Raw genomic sequence first — 18,420 nt, forward strand, 5'->3', positions numbered from 1 at the left:
TCTGCGTGAACTTTTCATCCAATAAATCAGCAGCTAATTCAAATCCTTAATTAACTCTTGCTTTTCCAGATTCGCCGTCAACGGTTCAGACTTCCCATACCCATAAGGTTCAGAAATCACCACAGGAATCTCCTCAAAATTCTCCACCGGCGGCGGAGAAGCCACCAGCCATTCCAACCCAATAGCCCGCCAAGGATTATCCGGTGCTTTCTCACCCTGTACCCAAGAACCAATCATGTTCAAAATAAAGGGTAATGTAGACATCCCCAACAAAAAGCCGCCAATACTAGCAATCACATTCCAAAAAGCATATTCTGGATCGTAAGAAGCCACCCTCCGCAACATCCCTTGTAAGCCTAATGGGTGCATAGGTAAAAAATTCAGGTTAGTACCGATGAATGATAACCAAAAATGCAGCTTACCCAAGCCTTCGTAGTACATCCGCCCAGTCATCTTGGGAAACCAATGATAAAATGCGGCAAACATCCCCATTGTCACAGTTCCATAGAGGACGTAATGAAAGTGACCTACAACGAAGTATGTATTATTGACGTGAATATCAATCGGTACGGAAGACAGCATAATGCCTGTGATACCAGCAAACACAAACATAATCAATCCACCCAAAGCAAACAGCATTGGTGTAGTTAGCCGCAGTTTACCTCCCCAAATTGTCGCTACCCAAGCAAATACCTTAATTCCCGTGGGGACGGAAACAAACATTGTGGAAATCATGAACACTATCCGCATCCAGGCTGGTGTACCACTGGCAAACATATGATGTACCCAGACAAAACCACTCACACCAGCAATCAAGAGTGAGGAAACGGCAACTACTTTATAGCCAAACAGAGGTTTACGGCTATAAACAGGGAATATTTCCGAAAAAATGCCAAATACAGGTAGTATAATTACGTAGACGGCAGGGTGTGAATAGAACCAGAAAAAGTGTTGAAAGAGAACTGCATTACCGCCCTTTGCCGGGTCAAAGAAGGCTGTACCAATACTAAGGTCGAGTAACAACATAACAGCCCCGGCTGTAAGTGCAGGTAAGCCAAATAGTTGGATAATCTGGGCGCTGAACACTGCCCAAACATAAGCGGGCATCCGAAAGAAGGTCATTCCTGGGGCGCGCATTTTGACAATTGTGGTGACAAAATTAACACCGCCCATAATCGAGGATACACCCGATATGGCTACAGCTATCAGCCAGAGAAATTGACCGTTAATGAGATTACCTGTAGGATTTTGCAGACTCACTGGGGGATAAGACCACCAACCTGCTTGGGCTGGGCCACCAGGTAGGAAGAAACTAGCCATCAGTATAATCCCGAACACTGGCACCATCCAGAAGGCTACGGCATTCAGGCGGGGAAATGCCATATCTCGCGCCCCAATCATTAAGGGGACAAGGTAGTTTGCTAGACCAACTAATACGGGGAAAGTCCACAGGAACAGCATAATTGTGCCGTGCATGGTGAACATGGCATTGTAAACGGTGCGGTCAACTAAGTCGGCTTCTGGGGTGATAAGTTCGCCGCGAATAATCATGGCGAAGATACCACCGATGAGGAAGAAGAGAAAGGAAGTGACTATATATTGGATACCGATGACTTTGTGGTCGGTGCTGAAGGTGAAGTAGGTTTTCCAGGTGGTGGGGGGGTGGTGTGGTTCGGCTATTTTGGGTTTTTCGATTTGGGTATTGGTCATAGGATTTTTCACGCAGAGGCGCAGAGGCGCAGAGAAATTGAGTTTAAGAGGGGAAGTTGACTAGAGGGGGTGGTGCGGGTATGACTGTGGGATAGCCACTGGTGAATGCGCCTTTGATTTTTTGGGTGTATTCGTTGGCGGCTTGATTGTTTGCGGGGGTGGGTTTTTGGGTTGCGGCTGTTTTTAGCCAGTGGTTGTAATCTTCTATGGATTGGACTACTACATCAGTTTGCATGGCTGCAAAGTAAGTACCGCTAAATTGGGAGTCGCGCAGTCGATATTTACCTGGGCGAATGGGGGTAAATTCAAAGTCGATGGTTTGTTTGGGTACTATGTCTTGTTTGAGTCGAAAGGCGGGAATGTAAAAGCCGTGGAGAACATCTGCTGATTGGAGTGCTAAACTAATGCGTCGATTAACTGGTAAATGTAATTCGGTGCTGGTAACGTTTTGATTGGGGTAGCGGAAAACCCAAGCCCATTGTTTGGCAAGGACTTCTATTTTTTCAATGGGTTCGGTTGTAGACTCCATTGTGGCTGCATGGGCTGATGCCATTGTATGTATGTGCATGGCTTCCATTGGCCCTTGAATCGCCATTTCTGCATAGATGTTGTAGCTGTAGGTAGCAATCCACAGCACCAGCAGAATGGGAATTGTTGTCCACACGACTTCTAGGGTGATATTCCCTTCAATTGGGGGGCCATCGCTGGTGTCATATTTACCTGCACGATGGAAAATTATGGAATAGGTGACTGTTCCAGTTACGCCCAGGAAAATGAAGGTTCCTAAAGATACTAAAAAGCTAAATAGTTCATCTATAAGTTTGGATTCGGCGGCGGCTTGGGGGGGAAACCAGGAATAGGCTTGTTGTCCCATCCAGAGGCTTGCACCTGTGAGAGCGATCGCACAGCCAATTAAAATCAAAATATTCCGAATTTTCATTTCAATACCGCATTAATATCTTTACCCAATTTCAGTAATTGATCTGCTGTATTATGTACGCCAAATTCTGCCGCCAGTTGCGCTCCTAATGTGCCGTGAACGAACATAATAAACATGATGAAGAACCCAGCCGCTAGATAACTCCACTGCACTTGTTGACTGCTATCTTTACGCCATAAATAACGCTGAAATCCTCTCCATACGGTCATGCCAATAATTAGTGCTAAGAGGAGGACACCACCGACACCATGCCACAGCATTGTCTCCATCGCTGGTAATCCCCAAGCACTTTTTAAATTTGTTGGTGCTTGTGCCAACATGATTTCGTAAAAGCCTGCACCCACTGTAAAAAAGGTGATGATGGCTGAAGCCAGCATATTGTACCAACCCACATCAAAGAAGCCGGTACGAGTGGCGGGAATGGCTAAAAATTTGAAGACTGGTTTTTCTAGAGGGAATAATACACCCACAACATCAAAGGCAATGGCGATGATAAATAAACCCAAGGTGAGATGGACTAAGTTGGGATGAATGGGAATAGTGTAAGGTAGTCCGTTTGCGCCTAGTTGCCCTTGCAATTGTTCAATTAGTTGGGTATTCATCGCAAAATACCTGCCTTCACAGCTTCTACAACTGGTACTGTGTGCAGTCCATACACCCACACCAATTCATCTCCCAAATACACTTGGAAGCACACCAAACAAGTTAAAAGTAGTCCCACACCCAGATAGGGAACTGGTACTTTTTCTGGGTCACGTAACCGAATGACGTAACGCCACCCTGTAATCGCAGCAATAATTCCTGAAAGCGACCAGCCAATGAGGGTATGTAAATTTAGGACTGGTTCAACTGCGTTGTAAGGTTCGGCTAAACCCGCTTCAATCTGACCAAAGATGATAGCAATAAAAATGGCTATGGTGGCGAAAAACATATTCCACCAACTGACTTCAAAAAGACGGGCGTTATGGCTAAAATAACCCACTACATCACAAAATACGGCAAACAATACCATCGCAATCACGAAGTGGACAACAATCGGATGAATGGTATCTGGGTAAGGTAAGTTGTGGTCGTTCAAAGGTGGAAGATATTCAAACATGGTCTTTTCCTGTGCAAATATCCTGCACTTAGTTAAACTTAACAAATATATTCTTCAAATAATGTCTTCAATAATGATTTATCTAGCTATTCTTTAACTTTTTTATAGATTTTTTAGTTTGACGAAATGTCAGAGATTAAAATGACAAACTGTCTTTTGACTTATTATTGTTTTACAGGATAAATTAAGTAGATTTATCCTTGGCTTCAATCCACAATCCCAAACCTAAAATTGTTTGACAGTCTGTCTTTTGACATTGATAAAAATATCACTATAGTATAGATAAACTACTTAATATTGATTTTAAATAATCTGGTATTAAGATGATTATTTGCTCAAAAAATATTGAATGTCTGGTAAGTTTTCTTAGTTGAGCCACAATCCACATATTCCTTAATTTATGGATAATTTGAGGTTTATTCAAGATTCTAATTACTCCCTTATCAGTGTAAAATTACCGGTGCGATTTCATCTCCCTTGCTGCCTAAACAGTGATTTTTAGGTGGTAAAAGAGTAGCTAAATGACGCTAAAAATCCCCTCCGACCTTAAGTCAGTCGGTGAGAAATGTCAAAAGACAAGTTGTCAGAGTTAACTCTGACAACTTGTCAAATTTATTGATGAAGTTTGCAGGCGAATTGATCATCAATAAATTATGGTTAATCTAGTTAAAATACACTAAAAATCAAAATGAATCCTCTGCCAAATTACCGTCCCAAACAACTAAAATTAGGCCCTTTAGAGGCAGAGATTTTAAACATTATTTACTCTCTGGGTACTGCCACAGTTAAAGATATACATGAGCATATTACTGCTGATCCAGAGCGGGAGTTAACTTATTCCTCAGTGGCCACAGTACTGCATCGCCTCACTAAGAAAGGGTGGCTAAAATCTGAGAAACAGCAACGTCAATATATCTGGCAACCTTTGATTTCTTATTCAGAAGCCCAGTCTTTAGAAGCTTATGAACAGTTACAGAGATTTCTCGAATTGGGTAAGCCGGAGATTGTAGCTGCTTTTGCTGACAGTCTGGATGAGGCCAGTGTGGCACAGTTTGAGGCGATCGCAAAAAAAATCCAAGCAGTTCGTGAACTCAGGGAGAAAGAATAATGCACCTGCTGATGGTAGTAATGGCGTTAATCCTAGCTTGGTACTTGAGAAGTCAGTGGTCATCCCCTATAGGAAGTTGGACGGAACGTTTTCCCCACGCCTTGTTGCTATTTCTCCTCCCGCCATTACTTCTATTAACCACAACATTTGCTGTGTTTTGCATGGGGCCTCATGGACATATTATGGTTTGGGGGTGGGAAGGTTGGGTTAGCTACGGACTGGCCATCAGTTTCTTAGGATTTGCAGGTGTCTTATGGCTAAAGTTGGTATGGGAGGGAAACCGGATGCTAAAACAAATTCGCACCTATCCCATAATTTATGTCTACGGTACACCAGCACGGTTACTAAATGCGCCTGTTGTTTATTGTGCTTTGGTTGGTTTTTGGAAACCTGAGTTAATTATCAGTCAGGGATTATTAGATACTTTAGATGTCCCCCATGTCAAAGCTGTACTAGCCCATGAAGATGGACATCGCCACTACCGCGATACCTATTGGTTTTTCTTTTTGGGGTGGCTACGTCAGTTAACCTCTTGGCTACCGCACACTGAAGCTTTATGGCAAGAGTTGTTACTTTTAAGGGAAATACGGGCTGATTATTGGGCTGCTAGACAAGTTGATAGTTTGTTATTAGCAGAAGCTTTACTATTGGTTGTCAATACGCCAATTTTACTAGAGTCAAATTTTTGTGCAGCTTTTGCCCAGCATATCTCAACCAATCATGTTATACAGAGAATAGATGCACTTTTGCAGCAACCAGATTCTATCGGACAGCCAAAACCTTGGTCTTGGGTATGGTTAATTTTGGTACTTGTGCCATTACTGGTGATTCCGTTTCATCATTAGAGGAATTAGGTGAGTATTTGAGTTCTTTGTGACAATAATTAGACAGTTTCAAGAAGTAACTCCATATTCCTTAGTCCTTGCGTCTATGGGGATTAGAGCAATTTCTGATAATGATGAGAGTTGTTGCTGTAAATTTTTCAGTAATAAGAAAGCTTTGTCATAGGTTGAGTAGATAAGGCACAGACCCTACCTACTATTTCTTAACTAGAGAACAACAGTCTTATTCTCGTATTCTGACTTTATTTCCAATCCTTGTCTGCTTGCCCCAACACATATGCTGCTACATCTTCAATTTGATTTGGTTTTAAACGACCTTTGAAAGCAGGCATAGCGTTTTTACCGTTTGTAACTTGAGTGATAATCGCTTCTGCCGAGTACATTCCAAACTTTTCTAAAGCATCTTTTTTCAAAGTTTTGTTAGCTTGAACCAAGTTCTTACCACCTGCGTGACAAGAAGCACAATTGGCACTAAAGATTTTAGCTCCACTAGCTGCGTCTGCTGCTAAAGCTGGATTATTGAAGGCAAAAGTGAAAATCGCTACACCTAGAAACAGCACTGAAATAATCTTTTTCATTCCATGTTCTCTCTGCAAAAAGTTTATTCGGCATAATATCCCAACTAATTTTCGTTTTTCATGGCTTGCGTCGTCAAATGACAGGCTGTCAAACTTTATGACTACCAGGCAAGCGTTTGAATTCTTCTGCTAGGTAATTAAATGTACTCTTGTAATTGCTGGGCAAGCGTTGTATTGCAGGGGGAAAGCATGATGGTAAAATGGTTGCCATCTAAGATTTTTGTGTGAGTTGCTTTGATAGTATATTGACTCCAATTGGTACGGGGTAATTTAGGTGTGAGTTGTTTTGCAGCCCACCAAATGCAGATTTGAGTTTTGATTTGTGGTGGTTGGTGTTTTTTTAAGATTTTTTGGTGAATTTCGGTTATTTCTAGTTGTTTTTGCAATATTTCCATAGATAATTCTGATAGTTCTATTGAAAGTAAATTTTGTGATTGTCCCCAATTCATGATTAATTGCAGACGTTCAATAGCAGTTAAATTCATGAGTTGTTCTCGTAGTTGTTGCTGTTGAACAGTATCTAGGCTCATCAAAGCATCAACAAAAGTACCACCAAACACTAATGCTAATTCATATAAAGGATCAGGTGTCAAAGTTGGTGTAATATCTGGAAATAAGAACGCGTCTACAAGTCCCAGAAAATCAACTTGACATCCTTGTTGTTCTAATTCTTTAGTAATACTAACGGCAATGACTCCACCCATAGACCAACCCATAAGATGATAAGCACCATCAGGTTGATGTTGGCGAATGATTTTGGCGTATTCTACAGCCATATTTTCAATGCTATTATGCTCATCCAGTGAGTTGTTAAGAGCGCGAGACTGGAGAGCGTACACAGGTTGATTTGTTCCTAAACAGTTGGCAAGATGTTGATACACCATGACTTGTCCCCCTGTGGGATGAATACAAAATAATGGTGGTTTAGTTCCTTGTGGTTGGATGGGAACTAAAGATATAGGTGTTGAGGAAGCGTGATGATTTTGGATCAGAAAATTTCCTAATTCGGCTACCGTTGGATAGTGAAAAAGTGTACTCAGAGGTATATTGGGGTGAAATTTTTGATTGATTTTGGAGATTAATTGTAGTGCTAAAAATGAATGTCCGCCTAATGCAAAGAAGTTGTCATAAATGCTGATTTGCGGAAGTTGAAATAATTCCTTCCAACTTGTAATTAATATTTCTTCTACTTGGTTACGAGGCGGGGTAAAAGTTTGTGTTAATTCTGGTTGCGTACCTTCAGGAATAGGTAGGGCTTGACGATCTACTTTACCATTTGCGGTGAGGGGGAAAGATGCTAACAACATGAAAGTAGAGGGAATCATGTATGCTGGTAATTTAGTTTGGAGAAAAGAACGTATTTCTTGCGTGGTGATGTTTGACTCTGGTTTGGGAACAATGTAAGCGATTATTTGTTGTGTTTTTTGTACTGTTGTCACGACAACTTCTTTAACGCTGGGATGCTGTTGTAATGTGGCTTCAATTTCACCGAGTTCAATACGATAACCATTGATTTTAACTTGAAAATCTTCTCGACCTAAAAATTCAATATTCCCATCGGGTAAATAGCGTCCCAAGTCGCCTGTTTTATATAATTTCTCTTTGGTAACTGGATGAATAACGAAACTAGCATTTGTCTTTTCTTCATCTTTCCAGTAACCTTTGGCTAATCCCATTCCGCCAATATATAATTCTCCTGTCACCCAAACAGGACATTTCTTGAGAGATGTATTTAAAACATAAATATATTGATTTTTAAGTGGTTTTCCGTAGGGAATACTTTTCCAGTTGGGGTCAACTTGGGTAATTGGATAATAAATTGACCAGATGGCGGCTTCTGTTGCTCCTCCTAAACTAATGATTTCAGCTTGTGGAGATAATGCTTGGATTTGATTGGGTAAATTTAGGGATATCCAATCACCACTCAATAAAACTAATCTCAGAGTATTAAATGTAACTTGAGAATGATGGAAATTATACTCAATTAACATCTGCATGAAAGCTGGAACTGAGTTCCAAATTGTAATTTGATGTTTGGTAATTAATTCACTCCAATGAGATGGATCTTTACTGTTTGCAGCATCAGGAATGACTATGGTTCCTCCTGCGGCTAAGGTGCCGAAGATGTCGTAAACTGAGAGGTCAAAGCTGAAAGCAGAAATAGCTAAGATGCGATCGCCTGAATCGATCCCAAAGCGTTCGTTAATATCTAAAATCGTGTTGACTGCACTTTCATGAGTAATCATCACGCCTTTGGGTGTTCCTGTAGAACCAGAGGTGTAGATGATATAGGCTAAGTCTGTGGGTTTGGGGATTTGCTGGTATGGCTGGTGAGATGGTGGAGTTGGTAATGAATCTATACACAAAGTCGGGATGTTCTGTGGATATTCCAGACTATGAACAAGGCTACTTTCCGTCAGTATGAGTTTGACTTCTGCTTGTTGTAAGCAGTACCATATACGTTCCTGTGGTAATCCTGGATCGATGGGGACATAGATACCACCAGCAGCAAGGATAGCCAAAGCAGCAACAACCTGTTTCCAACCTTTTTCCATAATGATAGCGATTGCCTCCGGCACAGCGCTCCGCGCTATCGCTACCTGAGAACGATCGCCTAATTGTCGTGCTAATTCAGTGACGCGATCGCTTAACTCTTGATAGGTGAGAATGCGATCGCTGCTAATTACAGCTTGTTGTTGTGGACGTTGAGATACTTGTGCAAAAAATAAAGTGTGGAGTAAAGCTGTTTGCGGGATTGGTGGATGAGGATGAATTGGGATTGATGGTAATAATTCTATGGGTTCTGTCCACAATTCATCTTCTAGGGATAAACGCTCCAGCAAATTGCAGTAAACTGTAAACATTTCATCCAACATTCCCATAGGGAAAAGTGCTTCTACAGCATCCCAATTAAAAATTAAGCTTCCATTGTGTTCTGCAACTTGATGTTCTAGGGAAACTTGCGGGGTTTGGCTAATACCATACACCACTTCTCCTAAAAAGTTATATTCTAAATCTGCTTGAGAAAAATTACCCAAACCTAACACACTACTAAATACTATAGGCATAGCTGCGGTCAATTCTGTTTGCTTTTGACTGAGCAATTTCCGCAGTACTTCTACTCCACTAATATAAATATGATCTAAATCTTGGAGTAATTGTTGCTGAATTTTTAGAGCTAGATTTATAAATGTATTCGGTGATGAATTGTCTATTGCTAAGAGATTTGTATTAGTAAAATCGCCAATAATTTGATTAATTTGTGGATGGAGTGGTAGACGTTCCAAGACAGTTAAGTTGAGAGTAAAGGCAGGATTTTTACTCCACAAAGTTAAAACTTCTGCAAAAGCAGTTAGCAAGATGATAGAAGGAGTTAAACCAGCTTTTTGAGCTCGCTGTTTTAATTTTTGCCATATATGGGGTTCTAGTTTTCCTGCGTAGCGGTTGAATGTATACTCTTTTAATTCACTAGGAAAACAAGCTAGGGGTAGTTCTGGTGCTGGTGGTAGAGTATCTAAACGATTAAACCAATAAGTTTGCGATCGCTTGACTAATTCTGAGTCTTGGAGAGAATTTTTAGCAATGACATAATCTCGAAATGATAGTTCTAATGGTGGTAATGATAATTCGGGATTTTGATAAAGTTGATTCCATTCGTGAAATAAAATCCGAATACTCGCAGCATCTATCAGTAATAAATCCATGCTGAGATGTAGCCGAATTTGTTGTTGATTTAAATAAGTGGCTCGAATATCAAACCACGGCCATTGGTGCGAAGGTAGGTTTTGTTGAGATAACTTTTCGCGGATTGCTGTTAATTCGATTTCGATTTGTGGGGTTTCTAATTCTTGCAAGTCTAGGATAGTAATTTGATAATCGGGAACTTTATCTAAGATTTTTTGTTCTCCTGTGGGTAATACTATCGCCTTGAGCATATCATGACGTTGAATGAGTTTTTGCCAAGCTGTTGTTAGGCGCGATATGTCTAAGTTAGTAGTTTCAAATTCTATGTAAACATGATTGCTGACATGGCTTAATTCAAATACTTGATTGCGTCCTAACCAATGCGCTTGTTGGATGTCGGTAAGTGTAAATGGTTGGTGATGTTGCTGAGGATTTGGTTTGATGATTGGTAGGGAGGTTGTTTTGATGTTGTTGAGGTTTAGGAGTTTGATCAGTTCTGGTTTATGTTCTTTGAGGGAATCGCGTAGTTCTGGTGTTAATGTTCCTTTTGGTGCTTCGATGTTTAATAGATCATTTTCTAGCCAGAGTTTGATTCCTCGTTTTTCGAGTTCGATTAAAAGTTGGTTTTTGTTCATCATGTTTTTGTTCAAAGATTTTTTTCACGCAGAGGCGCAGAGGCGCAGAGAAGAGAACAGGGAGGAAGACTTTTGTCAGAGGTCTAATATACTGTTGGCGTTGCTATTCAATAATCAACTCTTCTCAACTCTTACTCTCTGCGTCTCTGCGTCTCTGCGTGAGCTATCAATACATTCAAATTTGGATGATTTCTTTATCGTCGTCTTGTTCTGTGGTTAGGGGTTTTTGTGTGATTTTGGCGATAATTAATTGTTCGTCAATGGCTAATGCCAGTTGTTGAATATTTGTTGTTTCCACTAATAATTGGCGCATGGGAATGTTAACTTGGGATTGATTTTGTAAGTGATTTTTCAACTGCACGAGTTTGAGCGAATCTATTCCTAATTCAAAGAAATTATTCTGTATTCCCACTACTTCAATTTGCAGCAGTTGTTGGATGAATTCGGCGATTGTTTTTTCGGTTTGGGTTTGCGGAGGAACTAAGGTTGCTGATGTGGCTGTTGCGAGATTGGGAGTTGGTAAGGCTTTTCTATCTATTTTTCCGTTGGGGGTTAGGGGTAAGGTGTCAATGAGAATATATTCAGCAGGTCTCATATATTGTGGAAGTTTCTGCTGTAGATATTCTCGGAATTGGGTAGTATTTGATTTGGTAGTTTGAGGATTTTTAACTAATGACCATTGCTGAGAATCTGTTGGGTCTATTTTTCCACCAACAAAGCTATAAAGGAGAATTTGATTGGCTTCTAGTTGAAATAAATCTTGAATTTGGGGAAATTCTAAATAGCCAAGGGGACAAAGACCAATTTCTTGAGTCGGTGCGCTGTTCATGAGTAATTGTCCGATGTGTCCTGCTTCTAAAAGACAGAAGTCTCTGGCGAGTTCTCCATACATCGGTGCGATCGCACTTAGTTTCCCAATCAAATATATCGTAAAGGCGGATTGTTCAAAAAGTACTTGATTCTCAAGGTAAATGCTACTATCTATTTCGTTGGTGCTGTGGAGTAAGATTAAATTGTGGTGGCTGGGATGATAATAATATATTCCTGCGGGAAGGGTTTCGATGCTGTTGGGTTTGATGAATAAGTAAGTTTGTACGGGATAAAGGCTTCCAGCAGAAGGATAGCGATATTTGGGGAGGGGATAATCACCAAATTGCTTTTGCTGGAGACAGTTGAGAAATTTGCTAAATTGTTCTAAGGATATCTGTTGCGGTAAAAATTGTCTGTAACTTTGGCGTTCTAGATAAGCTGTTGGCTCAAGTTCAGATTTGGGTAAGTTAATAGCAATTGGGGATGATTCTGATTTGCGGATTCCTGGTTGTTGGAGTTTAAATTCGATGCGTTCTCCAGCATCGGTTAATACTCCTGGTTGTTGAGTTGGTTGGTAAGCTTCTCCTAAATTGGGATTTGGTGTATTGCTAACGATATAAGCAACTAATTGTTGTGTTTGTTCTACTGTGGTGACTACTGCTTCTTTAACGGTGGAATGCTGTTTTAATATTGCTTCAATTTCACCAAGTTCAATGCGATAACCGTTGATTTTGACTTGAAAATCTTCTCTTCCTAAAAACTCTATATTTCCATCGGGTAAATAGCGTCCCAAGTCCCCTGTTTTATATAATTTTTCTTTGGTAACTGGATGAGTAATAAAGCTGGCGTTTGTTTTTTGTGCGTCTTTCCAGTAACCTTTTGCTAATCCTATACCGCCAATATATAGTTGTCCCGTCACCCAAACAGGAGTTTGCTGCAAATTATGATTGAATACATATACTTGTTGATTATCGAGTGGTTTGCCGTAGGGAATACTTTTCCAGGTAGGATCTACTTGGGTAATTGGATAGTAAATTGACCAAATTGAAGCTTCTGTTGCTCCTCCCAAACTCACTACTTGGATGCTTGACCACAATTTTTGGATTTGATTTGGTAAATTGAGAGGTAGCCAATCTCCACTCAACAAAGCTAAACGCAGAGATGAAGGTTGTTGTGGTTGGTTGGCGAGATATTCTACCAACATTTGCATCAAAGCTGGAACTGAGTTCCACAGAGTAATTTGCTGAGATACTATTAACTCTAACCAGTGTGCGGGATCTTTGGTTTTATCTGCTGAGGGAATAACTATTGTTCCTCCCGCCGCTAACATACCGAAGATGTCGTAAACTGAGAGGTCGAAGTTTAATGCTGATAAAGCTAAGATGCGATCGCCTGATTTAATTCCAAAACGTCGATTAATATCCAAAATGGTATTTACCGCACCCCGATGATCAATCATCACGCCTTTGGGTAAACCAGTGGAACCGGAAGTGTAGATAATATAAGCTAAATCTTCGGGAGTTTGGACTAGTTTGATATCTTTCTCATCTTGTGTGAGTTGGCTTTCCACACATACTTGTTCAACACCTGATGGCAAAGATAGGTGAAGATGAGGTTGAGTGACAATTAATTTAACTTGTCCTTGGGTGAGTAAATACCATTGTCGTTCTGCTGGTAATTCGGAATCAATGGGAAGATAAGCCGCACCGGCGATTAAAATTCCTAGTACAGCGACAACTTGCTCCCAACCTTTTTCCATGATAATGGCGATTGCCTCTGGCACAGCGCTCCGCGCTATCGCATTGTCGCTACTTGCTCCCAATTCTCGCAGTTGAGATGCTAATTGCAGAGCCCGTTGGTATAATTCCTGATAAGTGAGGGTACGCTCTGGAGTAATGACTGCTAGAGAATCAGCTTGAATTTGCACTTGCTTGATAAACAAACTGTGCAAAGTTTCCTCAGAAATGGCTGCGGTGGGATAATTTGCAATTGTGAGTTTTTGTAATTCTCCCTGACTTTCGCTCCAAATGGTATCTGAGGTAATTAATCGTTGAAGCAAATCGCAGTAAGCAGCAAACATTTCATCTAGCAAACCTGGGGGGAAAAGTTCTTCCACCGCATCCCAATTAAATATTAAAGTTCCATTTTGCTCTCTAATTTGATTATCTAACCAAACTTGTGGGGTTTGACTGATACTGTAAACAATCTCGCCTAACTGACTTAATATTGATGTATCCTGACCGAGTGATTCTAAACCCAGGGTACTAGTAAATACCACCGGCATAAATTGGTAACTTTGGCGTTGACGGCTAAGTTCTCGCTGTACTTGCAAACCACTGATATAACCGTGATCTAAATCTTGCCACAGTTGTTGCTGTAATTGTTGAGCGTGGTTGCTAAAGCTTTGAGGAATTGAGAAATCAACTTCTAAAAGTGTCAAAGATGTAAAGTCTCCGACAATCTCATTGACTTGGGGATGTAAAGGTAAACGCTTAAATAAGGTGAGATTAATCGTAAACTTGGGATTTCTGCTCCATTGACTGAGAATTTCTGCAAAAGCAGCTAACAAAACTCCCGAAGGAGTTAAGTTAAATTGTTGAGCGCGATTTTGTAATTTGCGCCATTGTTCTGGCGAAAGTTGGGAACTGCGACGTTGAAACCGAGGATTGGCGATTCCATTGGGATTTTTTGCTAATGGTAATTCTGGTGCTGGTGGTAAGCTATCTAATCGATGAAACCAATATTCTTGAGAACGTTGATATTGGGGTGTATTTTTTAAAGTTGCTTCCCCCAGCACATAATCGCGGAAGGAAAGTTCTAAGGATGGTAAGACAAATTCAGAACTATTATATAGATGTAACCACTCCCGCATCAGCAAAAACACACTCCAAGCATCAGCAATCAACGCATCAAAACTGAGGTGGAGTCTGGTACGCTGTTCATCTATAGGTGTAGCTCGAATTCTAAATAAAGGCCATTGTTCCGCAGGTAAAACTTCATGGGACATTTGCTCACGCATCACCTCTAAATCTTGCAAATCCAAAACTTCGATTTCATAAGCCGGTACTGTTGGGAGAATTTGCTGTTGACCATCTGCTAAAATAACAGCACGCAACATATCGTGACGCAAAATGAGTTTTTGCCAAGCTTGATTTAATCTTGTTAAATCTAAATAATGACAATCTAATTCTAAATAACCATGAGCAGCAATATTCCCCAATTCAAAAGCTTCATTGCGTCCTAGCCAATAAGCTTGTTGAATGTCGGTTAGGGGAAAAGGTTGATATAGCTGTTGTGGATTTGGGACAATTGTTGGTAAATTAAATGAAGATTCTGTCTTTGTTGAAGATGTGACTGCTTCACTCAATCCAGCCACCGTAGGAGATGCTAACAAAGAGCGTAACGGTAACTCAATATTTAAGGTTTGTTGTAATCGAGAAATTACTTGAGTCGCAAGTAGGGAATGTCCCCCCAATTCAAAAAAATTATCGTGAATGCCTACTTGTGTGAGTCCCAAAACAGCAGCGATAATATTAGCGATCGCTTCTTCGGTTGCGGTGCGTGGTGGAACAAACTCTATTTCTCGACTCTGTTCCATATCTGGAATTGGTAAAGCACGCCGATCTATTTTACCGTTGGGGGTTAAAGGTAAAGTTTCCAGAATGGCGATCGCACTTGGAATCATATAATCAGGTAACTTCTGTTTGAGAAAGTTACGCAATTCACTAATTGTTAATGATTGCTGTCCAGAAACAATATATGCAACTATAGATTTATTTTCTGTTTGCAGTTCTCGAACCATTACCACTGCTGCTTGAACTTGGGGGTGACTACTCAAAACCGCTTCAATTTCCCCTAATTCAATTCGGAAACCCCGAATCTTCACTTGGTCGTCCATGCGACCGAGTAATTCAATATTACCATCAGGAAGATAACGCGCTAAATCTCCCGTTTTGTACAAAATAAAGTTGTGGTGAGAATAGGAGATAAATTTCTCTTTGGTTAAATCAGGACGATTTAAATAACCTTGAGCCAAACCAGCACCACCAATATATAATTCACCCGCAACCCCAACAGGAACTAATTGTAAATATCGATCTAAAATATAAACTTGTGTGTTTGCAAATGGACGGCCAATAGGAACCAACCCAGTTCCTAATTTCCCCATCCCCAATTCAAAATACGTGCTATCAATACAAGCTTCCGTTACCCCATAGGAATTAATCAAACGTGTCTGTTCGCCACAAAAACGCTGAAATTCTTGATATTCTTGCACATACAAGCTATCTGAACCGACTATCAACAATTTCATAAAGTGGAGATTTTGCTGAGTTCTTTGCAAATACTCAACCAAGTTTCTCAACACAGCTGGAACAAACTCCGCGCTATCAATTTTCTCCACAAGCATTATTTTATACAGCTTGTCCGGTTCTAACAGCCACTCACGCGGACATAAAACCAACTTAGCACCACTACAAAGAGCGCGAATTACATCCCCTGAAAACACATCAAAAGCAAAACTCGCCATTTGCAAATGACTAGTCACAGACTGGAGTTGATAAGCTTTTTCCCAAGCATAAAACGCATTTACCAAACTACGATGAGCGATCGCCACTCCTTTAGATTTACCTGTAGAACCTGATGTGTAAATCACGTATGCTAAATTTTTAGCAGTAGTATTAATGACTAAATTATCTTCACTTTCTTGGGAAATATCTAGCCAATCTTGATCTAAACAAACTACAGTTAAATCCTCTATTGGTAAACTCGTGACTAATTTTTGTTGCGTCAGCAATATCGATACTTGGGAATCACCCAGCATAAAATTCAAGCGTTCTTCGGGATACGCAGGATCTAAAGGTAGATAAGCTCCTCCTGCTTTGAGAACTGCCAATAATGCAACAATCATTTCTAGGGAACGTTCCACACAAATTCCCACCAGTTTATTTTCACCTATTCCCAAGGAACGCAGGTAGCGTGCTAGTTGATTGGCTTTGCTGTTTAATTGTTGATAGGTTAGTTGTAGAGACGTTTCATGAAACGTCTCTACATTTGGAAATACCACCGCAACCGCGTTTGGTTGCTGCTTCACACAGTTCTCAAACAACTGATGAATGACTATATCTTGGGGATACTCGACTTGATTGTTGTTCCAATTCCACAACAAATGATTTGTTTCAGCTTCCGTTAGCAGAGGTAAAAAAGCAATTTGTTGTTGGGGATTAGCAATAATTCCTGTGAGTAAAGTTTGAAAATGATTCGCTATCCTGGTAATTGTCGTAGCATCAAATAAATCGCTGTTGTATCTTAAAATACCAATTAATGATTCAGTCGTCTCCATCATATCGAACACTAAATCATTCTGTCCTTCCTGCTGGGGAATCACAAAAGGTTCTAAAGTTAACCCTCCCCAATTTTCTCGAACTTTAGTTTTATTAGATACAGATAATTCATAATCTTGGGCAATTTCACTGAGCTTTAACAAATTAAAAGAAACGCGAAACAAACCAGGAAGACTTGGATCGCGGTTGAGTTGCGATCGCTCAATTAGTAAAGTAGAAGGATAATCTTGATGAGCGATCGCATCTAATACAGTCTGGCGGACTTGAGTTAAAAGCTGAGAAAATGTGGGATTACCAGCCAAATTCACCCGCAAAGCCAGCATATTCACGAAAAAACCCACAGTTTCCGCAAATTGCGGCTGACTTCTCCCCTCAATAGGCGCACCCACAATGATATCTTCCTGACCAGACAAGCGGTAAAGCAACACTTGAAAGGCGGTTAACAAAGTCATGTAAAGAGTTGCGCCTTGAGCTTTCGCCATTTCTCGTAGCTGAAAAGTCAACTCTTGATTCAACTCAAAAGTATGGGAAGCTCCCCTATAGCTTTGAATAGGTGGTCGTGGTCGGTCTGTTGGTAATTTTAAAATGGGTAACTCACCCGCTAATTGTTCACGCCAGTAATTCCATAATTCATCGCCCACAGAACTTGCTAGAATATTTCTCTGCCACTGTACAAAGTCTTGATATTGGTACTTAATAGCAGGTAAAGATATGACTCGACCTGTATTTTCTGCTTCGTAGAGTAAACGCAACTCATCAAGAATAATTCCCAAAGAAAAACCATCAATCACAATGTGATGTATGGTTAGTAATATGACATAATTATCTTCAGAACAAGTAAATAAATTTACCCGGAATAAATTACCTTTTTCCAAATCAAAGGGACACTGATATGCTGCGATGACTTCGCTTTTCAACTCATCTTCATTCCAAATTGAAGCGTCAATATTTTCAAAATCAACTTCTTGGTATTCATGAATTTGTTGAAAAGGTTCGCCATCCTTTTGTGCAAATGTTGTGCGGAGAGTCGGATGACGATTTACTAACTGTTGAAACGCTCGTTGTAAAGCCGGGATATTTAAATGAGAGCGGATGCGAGCTGTAAAAGCCACATTATAAGCTGCACTTGTGGGTGCAAGTTTATACAAAAACCATAACCCTTGCTGACCATAAGTCAGAGGATAGGATTTAGAAGTACGAAACCCTTGGCGCAGCAAATCGATAATTTCTGTTTTATGCTGCTTAATTTGATTTAAAACTGTAGAAGTTAATCCTTCTTTGCGACCGCGATAACGCAATTTATCATCTTCAACCCACAATTCTATATTCTGTTGCGAGAGTTGTGTGAGAAACTCAACTAAATTCATAATTCTCCTTCCAACCACTCATCGTCATCTATTTTTGATTCAGCATTTGCACTCAATTCATCGACCAATATTGCCAAACTTGCAACATTAGTATCCTCTAAAAACTTTACTGCTGGAACATCTACTGACAACTCTTTTCTAAACTTATTTCTCAGTTTGACAGCAATTAATGAATCAAGCCCTAAATAATTTAAAGACATTTCCACATCCAAATCAGATGTCTCTATCCCAATTACCTTAGCGATTTCCTCTTGAATGTAAGTTGTAAAAAATGCAATCTTCGACATACTAATTCAGCAAAATTT

Annotated in this window: 10 protein-coding genes; 2 read left to right on the plus strand and 8 right to left on the minus strand. The window is 40.3% G+C overall.

The genetic code is table 11. The annotated features are described in order from the left end of the window. Positions 1-33: 33 nt before the first annotated feature. Genes ctaD through HGR01_RS30215 form a run of 4 tightly spaced genes read right to left on the minus strand, consistent with a single transcriptional unit; the run spans position 34 to position 3,749 of the window. Positions 34-1,710: a cytochrome c oxidase subunit I gene (gene ctaD / locus HGR01_RS30200; RefSeq protein ID WP_045868520.1), complete on the minus strand. Its 1,677-nt coding sequence runs from the start codon at positions 1,708-1,710 to the stop codon at positions 34-36. A gap of 43 nt (positions 1,711-1,753) precedes the next feature. Then, a complete protein-coding gene (locus HGR01_RS30205; protein ID WP_045868519.1) occupies positions 1,754-2,650 on the minus strand; it encodes a cytochrome c oxidase subunit II in 897 nt (298 codons plus the stop codon). Continuing rightward, positions 2,647-3,252 (minus strand): DUF2231 domain-containing protein, encoded by a 606-nt coding sequence (locus HGR01_RS30210; RefSeq protein ID WP_045868518.1) that lies wholly within the window; start codon positions 3,250-3,252, stop codon positions 2,647-2,649. Before HGR01_RS30210 ends, HGR01_RS30205 begins: the two co-directional genes overlap by 4 nt. After that, positions 3,249-3,749, minus strand: a complete 501-nt coding sequence (locus HGR01_RS30215) for a DUF2231 domain-containing protein (protein ID WP_045868517.1) — start codon at positions 3,747-3,749, stop codon at positions 3,249-3,251. Before HGR01_RS30215 ends, HGR01_RS30210 begins: the two co-directional genes overlap by 4 nt. Before the next feature lie 688 nt (positions 3,750-4,437). Between HGR01_RS30215 and HGR01_RS30220 the strand changes: the two genes are divergently transcribed. Together HGR01_RS30220 and HGR01_RS30225 are read left to right on the plus strand one after the other, a co-directional pair. Continuing rightward, complete coding sequence (locus HGR01_RS30220) at positions 4,438-4,857, plus strand: BlaI/MecI/CopY family transcriptional regulator (protein ID WP_045868516.1); 420 nt, start codon at positions 4,438-4,440, stop codon at positions 4,855-4,857. After that, entirely contained in the window at positions 4,857-5,702 is an 846-nt protein-coding gene (locus tag HGR01_RS30225) for a M56 family metallopeptidase (RefSeq protein ID WP_096621864.1), read from the plus strand. Before HGR01_RS30220 ends, HGR01_RS30225 begins: the two co-directional genes overlap by 1 nt. Positions 5,703-5,941: 239 nt before the next feature. On the opposite strand, the gene petJ is transcribed toward HGR01_RS30225, so the two are convergent. The 4 genes from petJ to HGR01_RS30245 form a co-directional block, all read right to left on the minus strand. Further along, positions 5,942-6,277 (minus strand): cytochrome c6 PetJ, encoded by a 336-nt coding sequence (petJ, locus tag HGR01_RS30230; protein ID WP_045868514.1) that lies wholly within the window; start codon positions 6,275-6,277, stop codon positions 5,942-5,944. A gap of 137 nt (positions 6,278-6,414) precedes the next feature. After that, positions 6,415-10,599: a non-ribosomal peptide synthetase gene (locus tag HGR01_RS30235; RefSeq protein ID WP_155539016.1), complete on the minus strand. Its 4,185-nt coding sequence runs from the start codon at positions 10,597-10,599 to the stop codon at positions 6,415-6,417. A 172-nt stretch (positions 10,600-10,771) separates the two neighbouring features. Then, a complete protein-coding gene (locus tag HGR01_RS30240) occupies positions 10,772-18,115 on the minus strand; it encodes a non-ribosomal peptide synthetase (RefSeq protein ID WP_052335078.1) in 7,344 nt (2,447 codons plus the stop codon). Continuing rightward, positions 18,112-18,402 carry an acyl carrier protein gene (locus tag HGR01_RS30245; protein ID WP_045868513.1) on the minus strand — a complete coding sequence of 97 codons (291 nt, stop codon included), beginning with the start codon at positions 18,400-18,402 and terminating at the stop codon, positions 18,112-18,114. Before HGR01_RS30245 ends, HGR01_RS30240 begins: the two co-directional genes overlap by 4 nt. Positions 18,403-18,420 lie beyond the last annotated feature (18 nt).

The sequence above is a fragment of the Tolypothrix sp. PCC 7712 genome, from assembly GCF_025860405.1.
Lineage (GTDB): Bacteria > Cyanobacteriota > Cyanobacteriia > Cyanobacteriales > Nostocaceae > Aulosira > Aulosira diplosiphon.

Excerpts from the sequence above, each read along its gene's own strand:
- HGR01_RS30245 (WP_045868513.1), bottom strand. The coding sequence starts at position 18,402 with ATGTCGAAGATTGCATTTTTTACAACTTACATTCAAGAGGAAATCGCT.
- HGR01_RS30220 (WP_045868516.1), top strand. The coding sequence starts at position 4,438 with ATGAATCCTCTGCCAAATTACCGTCCCAAACAACTAAAATTAGGCCCT.
- HGR01_RS30225 (WP_096621864.1), top strand. The coding sequence starts at position 4,857 with ATGCACCTGCTGATGGTAGTAATGGCGTTAATCCTAGCTTGGTACTTG.
- HGR01_RS30235 (WP_155539016.1), bottom strand. The coding sequence starts at position 10,599 with ATGATGAACAAAAACCAACTTTTAATCGAACTCGAAAAACGAGGAATC.
- ctaD (WP_045868520.1), bottom strand. The coding sequence starts at position 1,710 with ATGACCAATACCCAAATCGAAAAACCCAAAATAGCCGAACCACACCAC.
- HGR01_RS30215 (WP_045868517.1), bottom strand. The coding sequence starts at position 3,749 with ATGTTTGAATATCTTCCACCTTTGAACGACCACAACTTACCTTACCCA.
- HGR01_RS30205 (WP_045868519.1), bottom strand. The coding sequence starts at position 2,650 with ATGAAAATTCGGAATATTTTGATTTTAATTGGCTGTGCGATCGCTCTC.
- HGR01_RS30240 (WP_052335078.1), bottom strand. The coding sequence starts at position 18,115 with ATGAATTTAGTTGAGTTTCTCACACAACTCTCGCAACAGAATATAGAA.
- petJ (WP_045868514.1), bottom strand. The coding sequence starts at position 6,277 with ATGAAAAAGATTATTTCAGTGCTGTTTCTAGGTGTAGCGATTTTCACT.
- HGR01_RS30210 (WP_045868518.1), bottom strand. The coding sequence starts at position 3,252 with ATGAATACCCAACTAATTGAACAATTGCAAGGGCAACTAGGCGCAAAC.